This window comes from Fusibacillus kribbianus, assembly GCF_030053595.1.
GTDB lineage: Bacteria > Bacillota > Clostridia > Lachnospirales > Lachnospiraceae > Lientehia > Lientehia kribbiana.
The window spans coordinates 147,134-162,791 of the sequence record NZ_JASGBQ010000004.1 but is presented as its reverse complement, the minus strand read 5'-3'; the positions used below and the strand labels follow the sequence as shown (position 1 = coordinate 162,791).

Here is a 15,658-nt window from a genome sequence, read left to right as displayed (position 1 = left end):
CTTTTAAGGGCAGCTGAGAATGTGGTGCAGTTGGCAGACTTTCAGTGCGCCTTCCGGGCGCAAGCAGGCAACAGCCCCTTATAGGGGCAGAACAAGCCACCGGCTAAGCCGGTGGTCTTGACTGAAAAATAAGATAACGGGGGGTGTATTAAAGTCGCCCTTTTTTGAGGATACGGCGGTATCAAGGAGGTATCGCCATGTCCTTTTTCTATATCGCCATATCTTTTAGCTTATCAAAAAAAGCCCGACCGCCGCCGGGAACACTTCTACCCTCATATATGAACTGTCAAATCATCTAAATACCGCTTACAATTCCTTTGCGCTTGTCTGCATCTTGCAGACAGGCGCATTTTGCATTTTCGGGAGGTTTTTTCAAAAAAGTTTCGCTTTCATTCGGCGTTTGAAAAAATCGCCTGTATTATCCCGCGAAAAGGGGAGGTACCGCCACCTTTCAACACGAAAGGAGGTGAGAACATGGAACCTAATCGCGTGGAATTTCAGAAGCAATGTATCTTTCAAAGTTTCTGTAAACGGGTGCTGCACAACGAAGCCTGCAACGCCCACGAGGAAATCCGGCGTCGCAGAGCAAAGGAAGTGTCGTTTTCCGACCTTGCCTTGCATGAGGAACGACAGCTTTATACGCTTGATAAGTATTTTCAAGACGAAGAAGCCGAGCCGAGCTATCAGCAGGCAGGAAAGAAAATCACGCCGAAGCTGCTGCTTGAAGCAATCCGCACTTTGCCGGAAGAAAAAAGGAAAGCTATCATGCTGTACTATTTCGAGGGCATGACCGACGTGGAGATTGGAAAGTTATTCAATACGTCGCGCAGCACGATACAGTACAGACGGACAAGCTCTTTTGAAATCTTGAAGAAATATTTGGAGGAACACGCTGATGAATGGGACGAATGGTAAACAATCTGACTTCCCGGACGTTGCCCTTGTTCCCTATCCTGTCATTGTGGCAGCGACAAAGGGCGACCCGGACGCTATGAAAATTGTCTTGCAGCATTTTAGTGGTTACATAGCGAGCCTTTCCATGCGGAAGCTCTGCGACGAGCGCGGAAACGTCTATTTTGGCGTTGACGAGGATATTCGCCAACGGCTGCAAGCAAGACTAATGAGGGCAATCCTCACATTTAGGGTTGAATAACTGCACCGATACCGAAACGTCTTAACCCCTTTTCCGTTTCGTATCAATCCGCAGCAGCCCCGTATGTTCCTTGACAAAGAAAGCGACGCAAGATAACGGCGACGCAGTATAGGGCAAACCGGGTACGTCCTTTTTGCGCCGAGCCATACGGAGGGTGCGCCATGACGCTATTCCTCTATCGGGAAAAGCCGAGCGAGAAACACCGCGACGGGAAGCAAGTTAGCAGCTTGCGGGCGACAACACGCATTGAGGGGAGATAAGCCTTTACAGCCACAGTCCGAGCGTTCAGAGCGTCGCAGGCAATGGGTAAAGCTGCCTTAAATGAGCAGGGGTGCAATTCCCGCGAGGTTGTGCTAACAGCCGCCCGGTTAAAGCCCACTTTTTGTAACTTGACTTTTTAGCCATTTATGAAAGGGGGTATTTTCCTATGGCAAAAAAGGAAACAGCAAGCCCCGCTATCCCTGTATTCCCTATGTTAAAGACCGTTGAGCAAATGAGCAAGATTAGCGGTATCGGGGAAAATAAACTGCGCGAGCTTATGGATAGTGGCGAGCTTGAATATATACAAAATGGAAACCGTCGTTTGATAGCTGACGCTGCAATCTGGGACTGGTACCACAGGGCAAAGACGACAGCGAAGCCCCCGGCACGACAGGGAGGTTAAGCTATGGCTATATCAACAAGGCAGGTTAAGAATAAACGCGACAGCAACGGCGTACTGACCGGGCGGCCGGGTACAGTTTACGACGTGAATATAAAGTACACCGCCCCGAATGGGGAAAAGAAAACCTATTCAAAAAAGGGCTTTCCAACAAAAAAGGAAGCAACGCAGCATGAAGCAGAGATGAAAGCAAAGCTCCATAATCCGGGACAGATTGCGTCTATCGCTTCACAGCGGAAACAGACCGTTGCAAGCTATCTGAATGAATGGGTAGAAAGCTATGCAAGAGTGAACTTGCGCCCCTCTACTTACGACGGGTACAAAAGAACGATTGCAAACTACATCACGCCATATATCGGCGGCGTTGCCCTTAATCAGCTTACCCCCGCTATGGTAGACAAAATGTTTCAGCAGATTATTGACAAAGGCTTGAAACCGTCCACCGCAGCCGGGGCAAAGCGTGTTTTGAGCGTGGCGTTGAGCCATGCCCGGAAATACCGCTATATCGAAACAAACGCAGCAAAGGACACGCTTACGAAGTTTGGAAAGAGCGACAAGACCCCCGACCCGTACACGCCGGAACAGGTAAAAGCCCTTATGCAGCGCGTCGAGGGTACCGTTTGGGAAATGCCCGTTATCTTAGGCGGGCTTTACGGTATGCGCCGTTCTGAAATCCTGGGCTTGCGTTGGCGCAATGTGGATTTGGAAAACAACACCTTTGACGTTTCCGAGCAGCTACCCTTTAAGGTACCGCCAAAAACAAAAGTCATTGAGGAAATGGCACCGCCGAAATCCAACGGGCGAAAGCTGCCTATCACAGAGCTTGCCCGCCCGTTCTTTCTCAAACAGTTTGCTATGCAGGAAGCGCAGCGCGAACAGGCAGAAAAGGACGGAAAGCCTTACTATGACAATGACCTTGTTGTAGCGAAGCCGGACGGTTCCCCTATCTCCGCGTCGTGGGTATCTTCCCAGTTTGGAAAGCTGCTTGAAGATTTGGATATGCCGCATATCCGCTTTCACGATTTGCGCCATACAGCAGCTACAAATATGCACCAACTGACAGGCGACTTCTACACCGTAGGCGAAGTGTTAGGACATACACTTGCGGGTATCGGCGTATCGCTTGGGCTGTCTATGAACTTTGAAGCTGTTACCGCCCGTTATGTGGACGTGCGGCTTGAACGCAAAAAAGAAGTCTTAGACGCTTATCATGGGGCGGTCAAACAGGCAGACCCGGCAAAGGCAGAGAAAGCCGAGCCGAAGAAAGCAAAGAGCGCGGCAAAGAAAAAGAGCAGCGATTTAGAGCTTTAACCGCTGTATCTCTTTACCGCTTCTTATACCGTTTTATAGCCCCGCGTGGGATTTGGGCACCATTTGGGCACCATTTACCGAAAAAGCACCACTAACACAGGCGATAAAAGAAACGCCGAGAACGCGCAAAAACATAGAGTTTATGCGGGTTTCCGGCGTTTTCTAATCCCTCAACCGACCTAAAATCATCTTGCGGCAGAGAGAAAAATTCTACTATTTTTTATACCAAAAGATGCAGACTTGCTCAGAAATAGAAAAATTCATACAAAGAAACGCCAAAACCGACATTTGCCGGAGTTGGCGCTTCTTAATCAGGGACTTATTTTACAGCCCCTTTAGCATTCCTGTTTTATTTGGCGACAGCCAAATAGCGAGATGAAGCGAAGCGGAATCGAGCGAAAGCTCGGCGGAAGAAGAGCCGAGCCAAGATGAAGCGAAGCGGAATCGAGCGAAAGCTCGGCGGAAGAAGAGCCGAGCCAAGATGAAGCGAAGCGGAATCGAGCGAAAGCTCGGCGGAAGAAGAGCCGAGCCGAGATGAAGCGAAGCGGAATCGAGCGAAAGCTCGGCGGAAGAAGAGCCGAGCCGAGATGAAGCGAAGCGGAATCGAGCGAAAGCTCGGCGTATGTTTTATTTAGGTGGGTATGGAGATGAAACAGCCATAGGAAAGACAAAAAATCCTTCAAATTCATTCCGGAATGTGCTTGACACAGACGGACATTTTGAGTAGGATATTATATTAAATAAGACGAATTTTTGGACTTGTAGAGGAAGAAAGGAGAAAAGACATGGGCAAAATAATCGGTGAGGGAATTACCTTTGACGATGTGCTGTTAGTACCGGCATATTCCGAGGTAACACCGAATATGGTGGATTTGTCAACGAACCTGACGAAAAAAATCAAGTTAAACATTCCGATGATGAGTGCCGGGATGGACACAGTTACAGAGCACAGGATGGCCATTGCAATGGCAAGGCAGGGCGGAATCGGCGTTATTCATAAGAATATGTCGATCGAGGCTCAGGCAGAAGAAGTAGATAAGGTTAAGCGCTCTGAGAATGGTGTCATCACCGACCCTTTTTATTTATCTCCTGAGCATACGCTGGCGGATGCCAATGAACTGATGGGGAAATTCCGCATTTCCGGTGTTCCCATTACGGAAGGACGGAAGCTGGTTGGTATTATTACCAATCGTGATCTGAAGTTTGAAACCGATTTTACAAAGAAGATCAAGGACTCCATGACCTCTGAGGGACTGGTGACTGCTCCCGAGGGCATTACTCTGGAGGAGGCAAAGAAGATTCTTGCCAAGGCAAGAAAGGAAAAGCTCCCCATTGTGGACAAGGATTTCAATCTCAAGGGACTTATTACAATTAAAGATATTGAGAAGCAGATCAAATACCCTCTGTCCGCCAAGGATGCACAGGGACGTCTGCTGTGCGGTGCAGCCGTTGGTATCACAGCCAATATTCTGGAGCGTGTGGATGCATTAGTAAAGGCAAAGGTTGACTGCGTAGTCGTGGATTCCGCTCATGGACATTCTGCCAATATTTTAAATGCCGTGAGAAGTATTAAGGAAAAATATCCGGATCTGGATGTGATCGCCGGAAACGTGGCTACCGGAGCTGCTACAAAGGCACTGATTGAGGCTGGTGTGGATGCAGTGAAGGTGGGTATCGGACCCGGATCCATTTGTACTACCCGTGTCGTTGCGGGAATCGGTGTTCCTCAGATCACTGCCATCATGGATTGCTATGCAGTAGCAAAGGAATATGGCATTCCGATCATCGCTGACGGCGGCATCAAGTATTCCGGTGATATGACGAAGGCTATTGCTGCAGGCGGAAGCGTCTGCATGATGGGAAGTATTTTTGCAGGCTGCGATGAGAGCCCGGGAACCTTCGAGTTATTCCAGGGCAGAAAGTACAAAGTATACCGCGGCATGGGATCCATCGCTGCCATGGAAAACGGAAGCAAGGACCGCTATTTCCAGAGTGGGGCAAAGAAGCTTGTTCCCGAAGGTGTGGAAGGTCGTGTGGCATACAAGGGAAGTGTTGAGGACACGGTATTCCAGCTGGTGGGCGGTATCCGTTCCGGTATGGGATATTGCGGAGCAAAGGATATTCCTACTCTTCAGGAGAAAGCAGAGTTTGTGAAGATTTCTGCAGCATCCCTGAAGGAAAGCCATCCTCATGATATCCATATCACAAAGGAAGCACCCAATTACAGTGTAGATGAGTAAATGTGGGCCGCTGCCGGTTCTGCCGGCAGCGGCTTTTAGGTATAGGTGTTGGAAAGGAGGAGGAGTTCTGTGAAGAAGAAGGGGATCGTTATCGGATTAAGCTGTTTGATCGTAGTACTGCTGGCTGCGATCGGAGCTGTGGTTTTTTACGGGAAAAGCCGGGAAAATCAGGCAGAGGGGAGCAGTTCCCAGAGGGGGACTGTTGCCAGCGAGACTAAAAAGACAGAAGAAACCACGGAGACGGACGATGTGGAGGGCGGAAACCGGACAGAAGAAAACGCTGTCGGGAATCTGTCGGGAAATATCAACAACGGTGGGTACGTGGTGGAAAATGAGGAATATGTCTTTTACAGCTATCAGGGAGTGCTTTGGAGAATTGGGCAGGATGGAACCGGAAAACGTGCCCTTTATGAGGGAGAGTGCTCTTCCTTGAATCTCTGGAACGACCGGATCTATTTTCTCCTTGAGGAGAAAAAGGAGGGAGGAGACTACGGCTTCTATACGAATCGGACTCCCTGCAGGATCGGTTTGAATGGAGAAGATTTTGAGACCATCGGTCCGACCCTTCCGGAGGATAAGGTGAGGGTAAGTTATTCGGAACCGGTGAAATACGGAAGGACGGCAGCCTACCGCGGCTTTACGGTCTGTGACGGATATATTTACTACATCGGGAGCAACGGAAGAGCGGGAAGCTATTTCTGTTCAGCTGATTACGGGGACAGAACCAGTCAGAAACAATCGGTTGTTTTTGTGGATAATACCTCTGTTTACCGGATGGATCCGGATGGAAGCAATGTGACGGAGCTCATTGGAAATATCGGCAACGCTTCGCCGCAGATGTGTATTGATCATGGACAGCTTTACTATACCATCAGTTATTTTAATTATTATTTTTCTCCTTACGATTTTACCAGATACTGCCGGGCAGATATGAAAACCTGGTCCACGACAGAGCTTCCGGTCGAGTCTTCGGTACGGGATGTCTTCAATTCGGATTTTGGAGCAAATACAGATTATGTACTTTCAATCCAGGTAATGGACGGGAAGCTCTATGCTTCCTTCGGAGACAGTGAAGGGGAATTCCCGGATTCGAGATTTCATGTTTATGATGAAACAAACAGAAGCTTCGGAGAGCCTCTTTTTGAGGAACGAAGCTGGAATGGGACAGTGGCCTTTGGCGGAAAGCTTTACGGCAGCGGAGGAGGACGGGAGTATACAGAAGACGGAGCGGCGCTTACAAACAGGGCGCTGACGGTATTTGATACATCCGGACGGCAGGAAAAGCTGTTAAAGGTATTTGACGAGGAAACCTATGGGGGAGATGAATGGTTCAACAACCTTCATTACGAGATCAATGTGTCCGGCGGATGGGCCTATTATAGGTGCAGCGGCTGGGAAGAAAACGGAGAAAAAGAAGAACTGGGACGGATCTCTCTGGACGGAAGCAGACAGGAATTTTTTACGGGACTGTGAGAGCATTCGCGCAGAATTTCCACGGCAGGGAGCATTGACGTTTCAGAGCGGCTATGGTATGCTGGATTTGACTTATGAGAAACGGAAAGGAGCAGCACACATCATGAAAAAGGAACCTTTTGTAACACTGGAGCAGCTTAAGGAGATTGATAAGACATATCCGACCCCTTATCATCTGTATGACGAGAAAGGAATCCGGGAAAACGCAAAACGGGTGAAGGAGGCCTTCGCCTGGAATAAGGGCTTTCGTGAATATTTTGCGGTAAAGGCTACGCCCAATCCGTTTTTGATCAATATTCTGAGGGAGTACGGCTGCGGCTGTGACTGTTCTTCCATGACGGAGCTTCAGATGGCGGATGCCCTTGGCTTTGGCGGAGATGAGATCATGTTCTCCTCCAATGCTACCCCAGCTGAGGAGTATCAGTTTGCAAGACAGATCAATGCGACCATCAATCTGGATGATTTTACCCATATCGAGTTTCTGGAAAAATGTGCAGGAATTCCGGAGAAGATCAGCTGCCGCTATAATCCAGGCGGAGTTTTCAAAATGAGCAATGGCATCATGGATAACCCCGGTGATTCCAAATACGGGTTTACCCATGAGCAGATCATCGAGGGCTTTAAGATCCTGAAGGAAAAAGGAGTGAAGACCTTCGGGCTTCATGCCTTCCTTGCCAGCAATACGGTAACAAACGAGTATTATCCCCTGCTTGCCAAGGTACTTTTTGAACTGGCTGTGGAGCTGAAGGAAAAGACCGGTGTGGCTGTGAAGTTTATCAATCTGTCCGGCGGCGTCGGCATTGATTACCGTCCGGAGCAGGAGAAAAACGATATCATGGTGATCGGCGAAGGCGTGAGAAAGGTTTATGAAGAGGTCCTGATGCCTGCCGGCATGGGAGATGTTGCTCTTTATACGGAGATGGGACGCTTCATGATGGGCCCTTACGGCTGCCTGGTGACGAAAGCTATCCATCAGAAGCATATTTACAAGGAATACATCGGCTGTGATGCCTGTGCTGCAAACCTGATGCGTCCGGCTATTTACGGAGCATATCATCATATCACGGTTATGGGAAAGGACAACAGTGTCTGCGATCACAAGTATGATGTGACCGGTTCCCTGTGTGAGAACAGCGACAAGTTTGCCATTGACAGAATGCTTCCCAAGGTAGATGTGGGCGATTTCCTGGTGATCCATGATACCGGAGCTCACGGCTATTCTATGGGCTACAATTATAACGGCAAGCTCCGTTCTGCCGAGCTCCTTTTAAAGGAAGACGGAACGGTGCAGATGATCCGCCGGGCCGAGACGGACCGGGATTATTTTGCAACCTTTGATTTCTGTGATATTTTAAAGGATATAAAATGGCGGGAATAACAATGGACAGGATCGATACCGTACTTTTTGACCTGGACGGCAGCCTGCTTCCTATGGATCAGGAGCTGTTTGTGAAGCTGTACATGGGTGCTCTGGGGAAAACCTTTGCCCCTGAAGGCTTTGATCCGAAAAAAATGACCTCAGCCGTCTGGAAGGGCGTGGAGGCCATGATGAGGAATGATGGGAGCATGACCAACCGGGAACGGTTCTTTCAGGTGTTTTCGGAGGAAATGGGCCGGGATATGGAAGACCGTGAGCCGGATTTCGTGAGCTTCTATGAGAATCAGTTCGGTGAAGCAAAGGCGTCCACCTCATTGCAGCCGCTGGCAGCAAAGACGGTGGAGCTTCTGAAGGAAAAGGGATATACGGTGATCCTGGCTACTAATCCGCTGTTTCCGAAGGTTGCAACTTTCAGGAGGATGGCATGGGCAGGCCTTTCGCCGGAGGCTTTTTCTCTGGTCACTACCTATGAGGAGGAGCGGTTCTGCAAACCCAATTTAAAGTATTATACTTCTATACTGGAACGGTTCGGAAAGAAGCCGGAGCAGTGTCTGATGGTGGGAAATGATGTGGATGAGGATATGTGTACGGTTTCTCTCGGCATGTCCGCCTATCTGCTCACAGACTGTATCATTAACCGGCGCAGTCAGCCGTTTAAAGGCTTTTTAGCGGGAACCTTTGCAGAGTTTTATGAGTTTATCAGAAATATGGCGGCTTTCAGGTGAGCCGTTTGCAGCGGGCCGCCGGGGAACCGGCGGCCTGTCTGATGGAGGGAATGAATGATGAGTAAACCGGAAGAGGAGAATCCTAAGTCCGCCAGGGAAGGAATGAAAAAATATAAATCCATGGGACTGACAGCTTTTCTTGTCATTGCTGCCAGCATCCTGTTTTTTCTTTTGCTTTACAAATATGAGAAGGTCATCAAAACCGTTAAAACGATCCTCTATATTCTGGAACCCATCGTATTTGGGTTTATCATTGCCTATATCATGTATCCGGTGGTGACTTTCTTTGAAAAGTGTCTGTCAAAGCCCATCAGAATGATCGTTAAAAAAGAAAAACAGGCGTCGGGACTCATCGGCGGCCTCAGTATTTTTCTGGCTCTGGTTTTCTGCGTCGCAGTGGTGGCAATTCTGGCCGTCATGGTGTTCCCTCAGCTCTACACGACTCTGAGCGATATCATAACCGCTCTGCCCGGTCAGATCCGGGATGCCTCGGTAAAGTTGACGGAGTTTATGCAGCAGGAAGGAATGGATGCGGAGATCGTCCGGAATCTGACCGATAAAGTGCTGCAGTTTGTCAACAACTGGGTAAAAACGGATTTCCTCAAGGATATGAATGTTCTGTTCGGCCATCTGACGACGGGGATCATGAGCTTTTTCAGCACAACCTTGAACATATTCATCGGAGTGATCGTCGCCATTTATGTGCTGAATGGAAGAAAAACCTTTGTGCGCCAGGCAAAGCAGGTGATATATGCTGTTTTTTCTGAGAAACATGCGGTGATTCTGATTGATACCTTAAAAGAGAGCAATCAGGTGTTCGGCGGCTTTATTGCGGGAAAGCTGCTTGATTCGGCCATTATCGGTGCGATCTGCCTGGTGGTGCTGTATTTTCTGCGGATGCCCTATACGGTTCTGGTCAGTGTGATCGTGGGTGTGACCAATATCATTCCGTTCTTTGGTCCTTATCTCGGTGCAATTCCCAGTGCAATCCTGATTCTTCTCGTGAGTCCGGCAAAAGGCCTGATTTTTATTATCTTTATTATCATTCTGCAGCAGGTGGACGGAAATATCATAGGTCCTAAGATTCTTGGAGGATCGACCGGCCTCTCTGCCTTTTGGGTCGTTTTTTCCATCCTGTTTTTCGGCGGACTCTTTGGCCTGGTAGGAATGCTCATGGGAGTTCCGGTGTTTGCTGTAATCTATCGGATCATCAGCCGGGCTGTGGATTATCGTCTGAAAAAAAAGGGACTTTTTGAGCTGGCAGCAGCAGGGAAGGAAGAACAGAAAACAGAAAAAAAAGAACAGTAAATTGACCTAAAAAGCTGATGCACTTTTCGGGTGTTTATGTTAAAATAAAAATAAATTTTGGCTGTTTCACAGCGGTGGGAGGACAATTATGTTTTGCGAGGAATGTGGAAAGAAAATTCCTGACGGATCAAAATTCTGTGACGGGTGCGGAGCACCGGTGAAGGCTCCGCAGGAGCCATTCAGGGAAAATTATCAGACACCTTATTCCAATCCATACGGAGCACCGGTTCCCGGAGGAATTCTTCCGGAGGAGAAAAAAGGAAAAGGAACAGGGGTATTGATTGCTGTGCTCTCTGTTGTGGCAGTTGCTCTTGTCGGCGTACTGATTTTTGTGGGTATTCGGGTTTTCGGAGGAAAGAAGGATCCGGATAATGGCAATGGAATCGGTAAGGTTATTGAAGAAACGAAATCGGGAGAGGAGAGTACTGCTGCGGAGACAGCCGCAGAAACAGCTGCTGAGACGAAGGAGAGTAAGGAAGCGGGTATGTCTATTGCGCCTTCCGTGTCAGTGAAGATTCCTACTACACAGGCTTCCAGCACGGAAACAACGGCTGCCGTTCAGGATTATATTCTGCCTGACAGCAATTCGGCATATCTGACAGAAGCAGACCTTGTGGGGCTTACCAGGGAACAGCTCAGACTGGCGAGAAATGAGATCTATGCACGCCATGGCAGGAAGTTCAAGGATGCCGCTCTCGATGAGTATTTCCGAAGCAAATCCTGGTATATGCCGACCATAGAGCCGGATAATTTTAATGAAAATGTATTTAACGATTACGAGATTGCCAATCGGAAGCTGATCGCCGATTATGAAAAGAAAATGGGCTATTGATTCCGAGGGGAAAGAAGGACGGTTGCAGATATGGGACAGATAAGAATTGCAGTATATGACCAGGATGCTACATATACCGGACGGTTCTGTCAGTATGTGGGCGAGATGGCCGGTGAGACGTATGTCTTTTCTCCTGTTTACGAGAGGACAGTACTCGATGAGCTGATTGCTTCCCGTGAAGTGGAGGCGGTGCTCGTTTCGGATGAGCTGAAAAATGAGTATCCCTCCTTTATCGGTGATATTCATGTGGGTTACCTGACCGGAGAGCCCATGGAGGAGCAGGGTGAGATCTTTCGTTATCAGAGCCGGAGAGAGCTCCTTGGAAAAATCGATGAGCTTCTGAAATATGAGGATACATCGGTGAAGCTCTATGTGTTTGCAGGTGCCGGCGAGGGCTGCGGATGCTCCGCCGCTGCAGCTGCCTGTGCGGAAAGTCTGGTATCGGAAGAACGGAAGGTACTTTATATCAATATGAACAGTCTTGGAGATCCGGGAAGCATTTTCCGGGGCGGAAACCCGAGAGATCTTGGATTTTTACTCCGTGAGCTTGGAGAAGGCGGAGATATGGATGCGGCGATGGGGGCAGTGCTCAACCGCGATACCAGCGGAATCTATTTTTTCGATAATGCGTCAGCACCTCTTTCGCTGATGGATATTTCTGAGGAGCGGATGGAGGCATTTCTTCGCCGGCTGGTAGATTCGGGAGAGTTCCGTTATATTATTGTGGACAGCAGTTTTTCTGTCAATCATGGCCTGATTGCTGCCTGCCGTGTGGCTGATCGGGTGGTTCTTGTAAGTGATGGAACCTACAATGCCAATGGGCGGCTTGACCGGATCTGGCAGCTTTTGGGGACTCTGGGCGAGGGACTGTGTCAGAAGACCGTGCTTCTTTACAATAAGTTTCATAAGCAGTACGGCCGCTTTTATGAAAACTCCGGACTGCCGGTTGCCGGCTGTATTGAGGTCCTTCCTCCTGCAGGCCCTGTCCAGATGGCAGAGCAGATGATGGGACATGAGGCGCTTCGGGAGTGTTTGCGGTAAGGCAGAAGGGAGCGGGACAGAAAAATGGATAGAATAGAAAGACAGGCGCCGGCTGAAAATTTATTTGACAGTATTACCTATCATATGCTTCTCTGTAATGACATTGATGGTGTGTTCAGACTGGAAATCGATGAGGCTGCCGGTGAGGCCAATTATAATACAAATGGGTTTACTCCCTTAAGCAGAATATTCTCTGCAGGAATACCCAAAAAGGCAGCAGTTCAGGTCCTTAAGAGTCTTCTGAATGTATGGGTTAATCTGGATGATTATATGATTCCGAGAAATGAGCTTTTGATGAGCCTTTCGGATGTCTATGTTCATAATGAGACAGGGGAGATCCGCTGGCTCTGCGGTCTGCAGAGGGATTCCAGAAGTCCGGTGGAAAAGCTGCGGCTTTTGATGGCAGAGCTGCAGACCATCATGGAAGGAAATCCGGAGCAGAACCAGGAGAATATGCGGACGCTTCTGAATTACGTGAAGGGAGTCCGGAGAGAGAACCTTGATCAGTGCAAGGCGATGGCCGATACTCTGATTCTGCAGGATATTGCGGCGGCGTCGGCAGAGGCGGCGGCTTCGGATGAGCCGGAGGTTTACGGATATGAGCAGGGCGCAGCCGGATATGAACCGGTGCCCGGAGAATATGAACAGGAAGCAGCAGGCGGTGACGAGACTGCGCCGGAATGGGAGAATGGGGATGACAGTCTTGACATCATGATTCCGGATGCATTTTCCAAGACCGGAGAGGTAGCATATATTATCCGGATCCGTACCGGAGACGAGATGGCGATCGTTCTGGATGAGACTCTTATAGGGAAAAGTCCCGATGCGGATTTCTGTATTCCGGACAATCGGGCGGTGAGCCGCCATCACGCAAGCATTTTGATGGATGAGGGGGAATATTATCTGGTAGATCACGATTCCACCAACTCTACCTATCTCAATGGAATGCGGCTGGATCCGGGTGATGAGTATCGCCTTTGTCATGGTGATGGGTTTGTTCTTGCAGATGAGCCTTTCCAGTTCATGATCAGATAGAGGAAAAAGGGAGGAGAGAGTATGTATTGCACAAACTGCGGAGCTAATAACAACGATACGGCTAAATTTTGCAGAAGCTGCGGAAGCCCGTTGAAAAGACCGGAGCCTAAAACAGATCCGATTCCGGTGCCCCCTGTGAATGTTTCCGATTTCAGTGAGGAAGACGGGGATGCGACGGTTCTTTTGAGTGCGGAAAAACAGGAGGCGGCCCGGGAGGCTTCACGGGACATGAATGGAGAGCAGGTTTATGGAAGCCAGCAGGCCTGTGATAGTCAGCAACCCTACGGCAGTCAGCAGCCTTATGGGGATCAGCAGCCTTACGGAGGCCAGCAGGCTTATGGAAGTCAGCAGACCTATGGCGGACAGCAGCCTTATGGGGATCAGCAGGCTTATGGAAGCCAGCAGACCTATGGCGGACAGCAGCCTTACGGTGGTCAGCAGGCTTATGGAGGCCAGCAGGCCTACGGTGGTCAGCAGTCCTATGGAAACCCGCAGGCGGTCTATGGACAGCCTCAAAAGCCGGCAGGAAAGAACGGGAAAAAAGGAAAAAAGGGTCTTGTTATTGCCATTGTGCTGATCCTTCTGGCAGCGGTGATCGGCGGAGGCGTTTTTGTCGGAGTGAGATCGGCGGATCCCATGGCTCCTGTAAATCAGATGATGAAGGGAATCAAGAGCGGAGACATGGGAAAGGTCTATGACAGCGTATATTGGGGAGAAAAGGGCAGCGGGTATTATGTGACTAAAGAGGAATTTCTCTCAGAGGCGGGCGGTCTGGGGAGCATTACAGCTCTCGGAAGCAGCCTGGCTGATATGAAAATAACCAAGCTTTCCGAAGGAGAATCCTACGTTGGAAATGACGGAATGACCAGAAAGAATCTGAAAGTCAGAATGAGTATCAGCTTCATGGGCATGAGTGAGGAAGAAGATATGGATATGGTAGTTGTCAGGACAGGAAAGAAATTCTTCTTTTTCTCTACCTGGAAAATTGATAACCAGTCTATGGAGAGTCTCTTTTAACATATGTTCGAGGGGAGCAGCCCATGCTTGAAACAGGTGTTATTCTGGATCATACATATGAAATTCTTGAGATGATCGGCCGCGGCGGCGGAGGAATTGTCTATAAGGCAAGGCATCTGCGGTTAAATAAGCTTGTGGCAGTAAAAAAGGTGGCAGACAATGCACTGGGAAAGCTGAATGTCCGGGGAGAGGCAGATATTCTTAAGAATCTGCGTCATACCTATCTGCCTCAGGTGTATGATTTTCTGGAGGTTGACGGGCAGATCTTTACGGTCATGGATTATATTCCCGGTCATTCTCTGGATTATTATCTGAAAAGAGGTACGGCATTCACGGTTCATCAGGTCGTCACCTGGTCCAGGCAGCTGTGTGAGGCTCTGTCCTATCTTCACAGACAGAGGCCTCCTATTATCCATCGGGATATTAAACCGGCCAATGTGATGATCACGCCGGAAGGCAACGTCTGCCTGATTGATTTTAATATTTCATTTGGCGGAGCTGTGGAAAACGAAGTTCTCGCTGTGAGCAACGGCTATTCACCGCCGGAGCAGGTCTTAAGCTTTTCCCAGGGCTATGCAGCACCGGCACAGGAGGATGCAGTCGTTGACGAGCAGTCGGATATCTACAGTCTTGGCGCTACCATTTATCATATGGCAACCGGTGTGAAGCCCGATAAGGATTGGAGGAAGACTCCGCCTGTTTCGGCATACAGAGACAGAGTCCCGGAGGCACTGCTCAGAATCATCGGAAAAGCCATGGCACCTAAACCGTCGGATCGTTACCGAAATGCAGAGGAGATGCTTGCCGATCTGAAACGGATGGAAGGGCGGGAAGGAAAGCTCCGGTACATCCGTACCATGCGCTGTGTGAGCATTTCGGTGGGCCTGATCCTGACAGCAGTCTTTCTTTCTGTTACAGTCCTGGGCTGGAAGAAAATGAAGGAAGAGCAGCTGGAACAGATGTCCAAAGCGGCTGTACAGGAGAGTTCGGCGGCTTTGGCAGACACAGATGCCGATGAAGAGACGGCTTTTGATGAGGCAGAGGTCAAAAGGGTGGAGAGTCTGCTTGACGACGCCAGGGATTATGTGTCCCAGGGAAAATTTGCGGAGGCGGAAGCATGCTGCCAGGAGCTTTTGCAGGAGAAGGCGGCGGGACAGCTTTCTGTTTATCTGGAAGTGGCTGATGTTTACCGTGCCATGAACCAGTATTCGGCGGCAAGACAGATCCTGTATCTGGCTTTGGAAAAGGGATTTTCTGATTATCGGATCGCAGGGACGATGGCAATTGCTGTCTGCGAGGAGCAGGAACAGCTTCCGGTGGAAAACAGAAGCTACGAGGAGGTTCAGACCTGGTATAATCAGGCGGCCGCTCAGTTTAAAGCTTCCGGTGAAAAAGACAGCCAGCTGATGGCTGTACTTGAGGATATTATGACACAGCTTTATGATGGGGGCTGGCTTTCACGGCAGCCATAGAAAGGGGATGAG

The 15,658-nt window shown here is 49.3% G+C and carries 15 protein-coding genes; 14 read left to right on the top strand and 1 reads right to left on the bottom strand.

Features of this window, described 5'->3' with window-relative positions; all coding sequences use genetic code 11:
* Nucleotides 1-474 precede the first annotated feature (474 nt).
* The 4 genes from QJ036_RS04780 to QJ036_RS04765 all read left to right on the top strand — a co-directional run bounded on the left by QJ036_RS04780 (nucleotide 475) and on the right by QJ036_RS04765 (nucleotide 3,125).
* Nucleotides 475-915, top strand: a complete 441-nt coding sequence (locus QJ036_RS04780) for an RNA polymerase sigma factor (RefSeq protein WP_033120017.1) — start codon at nucleotides 475-477, stop codon at nucleotides 913-915.
* Nucleotides 896-1,153, top strand: coding sequence for a helix-turn-helix domain-containing protein (locus QJ036_RS04775; protein ID WP_033120016.1), 258 nt, complete (start codon nucleotides 896-898; stop codon nucleotides 1,151-1,153). Before QJ036_RS04780 ends, QJ036_RS04775 begins: the two co-directional genes overlap by 20 nt.
* A 427-nt stretch (nucleotides 1,154-1,580) precedes the next feature.
* The gene (locus QJ036_RS04770) at nucleotides 1,581-1,817 is read left to right on the top strand and encodes a MerR family transcriptional regulator (protein WP_033120015.1); all 237 of its coding nucleotides are present in this window, start codon (nucleotides 1,581-1,583) and stop codon (nucleotides 1,815-1,817) included.
* Nucleotides 1,818-1,820: 3 nt separating this feature from the next.
* Entirely contained in the window at nucleotides 1,821-3,125 is a 1,305-nt protein-coding gene (locus QJ036_RS04765) for a tyrosine-type recombinase/integrase (protein WP_033120014.1), read from the top strand.
* A 335-nt stretch (nucleotides 3,126-3,460) separates the two neighbouring features.
* Here the strand turns inward: QJ036_RS04765 and QJ036_RS04760 are convergent, their stop codons facing one another.
* Nucleotides 3,461-3,814 (bottom strand): hypothetical protein, encoded by a 354-nt coding sequence (locus tag QJ036_RS04760; RefSeq protein ID WP_283230303.1) that lies wholly within the window; start codon nucleotides 3,812-3,814, stop codon nucleotides 3,461-3,463.
* A gap of 96 nt (nucleotides 3,815-3,910) precedes the next feature.
* On the opposite strand from QJ036_RS04760, the gene guaB reads away from it, so the two are divergent.
* The 10 genes from guaB (at nucleotide 3,911) to QJ036_RS04710 (ending at nucleotide 15,646) form a co-directional block, all read left to right on the top strand.
* Nucleotides 3,911-5,365 (top strand): IMP dehydrogenase, encoded by a 1,455-nt coding sequence (guaB, locus tag QJ036_RS04755; protein ID WP_283230302.1) that lies wholly within the window; start codon nucleotides 3,911-3,913, stop codon nucleotides 5,363-5,365.
* A gap of 69 nt (nucleotides 5,366-5,434) precedes the next feature.
* Nucleotides 5,435-6,838, top strand: a complete 1,404-nt coding sequence (locus QJ036_RS04750) for a DUF5050 domain-containing protein (RefSeq protein ID WP_283230301.1) — start codon at nucleotides 5,435-5,437, stop codon at nucleotides 6,836-6,838.
* 103 nt (nucleotides 6,839-6,941) lie between these two features.
* The gene (locus QJ036_RS04745; RefSeq protein ID WP_283230300.1) at nucleotides 6,942-8,216 is read left to right on the top strand and encodes a diaminopimelate decarboxylase; all 1,275 of its coding nucleotides are present in this window, start codon (nucleotides 6,942-6,944) and stop codon (nucleotides 8,214-8,216) included.
* Complete coding sequence (locus QJ036_RS04740; protein WP_283230299.1) at nucleotides 8,204-8,941, top strand: HAD family hydrolase; 738 nt, start codon at nucleotides 8,204-8,206, stop codon at nucleotides 8,939-8,941. The genes QJ036_RS04745 and QJ036_RS04740 overlap by 13 nt, the downstream gene beginning before the upstream one ends.
* Before the next feature lie 54 nt (nucleotides 8,942-8,995).
* The gene (locus QJ036_RS04735; RefSeq protein WP_283230298.1) at nucleotides 8,996-10,249 is read left to right on the top strand and encodes an AI-2E family transporter; all 1,254 of its coding nucleotides are present in this window, start codon (nucleotides 8,996-8,998) and stop codon (nucleotides 10,247-10,249) included.
* Between the two features lie 88 nt (nucleotides 10,250-10,337).
* Entirely contained in the window at nucleotides 10,338-11,081 is a 744-nt protein-coding gene (locus QJ036_RS04730; RefSeq protein ID WP_283230297.1) for a YARHG domain-containing protein, read from the top strand.
* 30 nt (nucleotides 11,082-11,111) lie between these two features.
* On the top strand, nucleotides 11,112-12,122 hold the full coding sequence (locus tag QJ036_RS04725; RefSeq protein ID WP_283230296.1) for a P-loop NTPase family protein: 1,011 nt from the start codon (nucleotides 11,112-11,114) through the stop codon (nucleotides 12,120-12,122).
* A gap of 24 nt (nucleotides 12,123-12,146) precedes the next feature.
* Entirely contained in the window at nucleotides 12,147-13,157 is a 1,011-nt protein-coding gene (locus QJ036_RS04720; RefSeq protein ID WP_283230295.1) for an FHA domain-containing protein, read from the top strand.
* 21 nt (nucleotides 13,158-13,178) lie between these two features.
* Nucleotides 13,179-14,174: a zinc ribbon domain-containing protein gene (locus tag QJ036_RS04715; protein WP_283230294.1), complete on the top strand. Its 996-nt coding sequence runs from the start codon at nucleotides 13,179-13,181 to the stop codon at nucleotides 14,172-14,174.
* 23 nt (nucleotides 14,175-14,197) lie between these two features.
* Nucleotides 14,198-15,646: a serine/threonine-protein kinase gene (locus QJ036_RS04710; RefSeq protein WP_283230293.1), complete on the top strand. Its 1,449-nt coding sequence runs from the start codon at nucleotides 14,198-14,200 to the stop codon at nucleotides 15,644-15,646.
* Nucleotides 15,647-15,658: the final 12 nt, after the last annotated feature.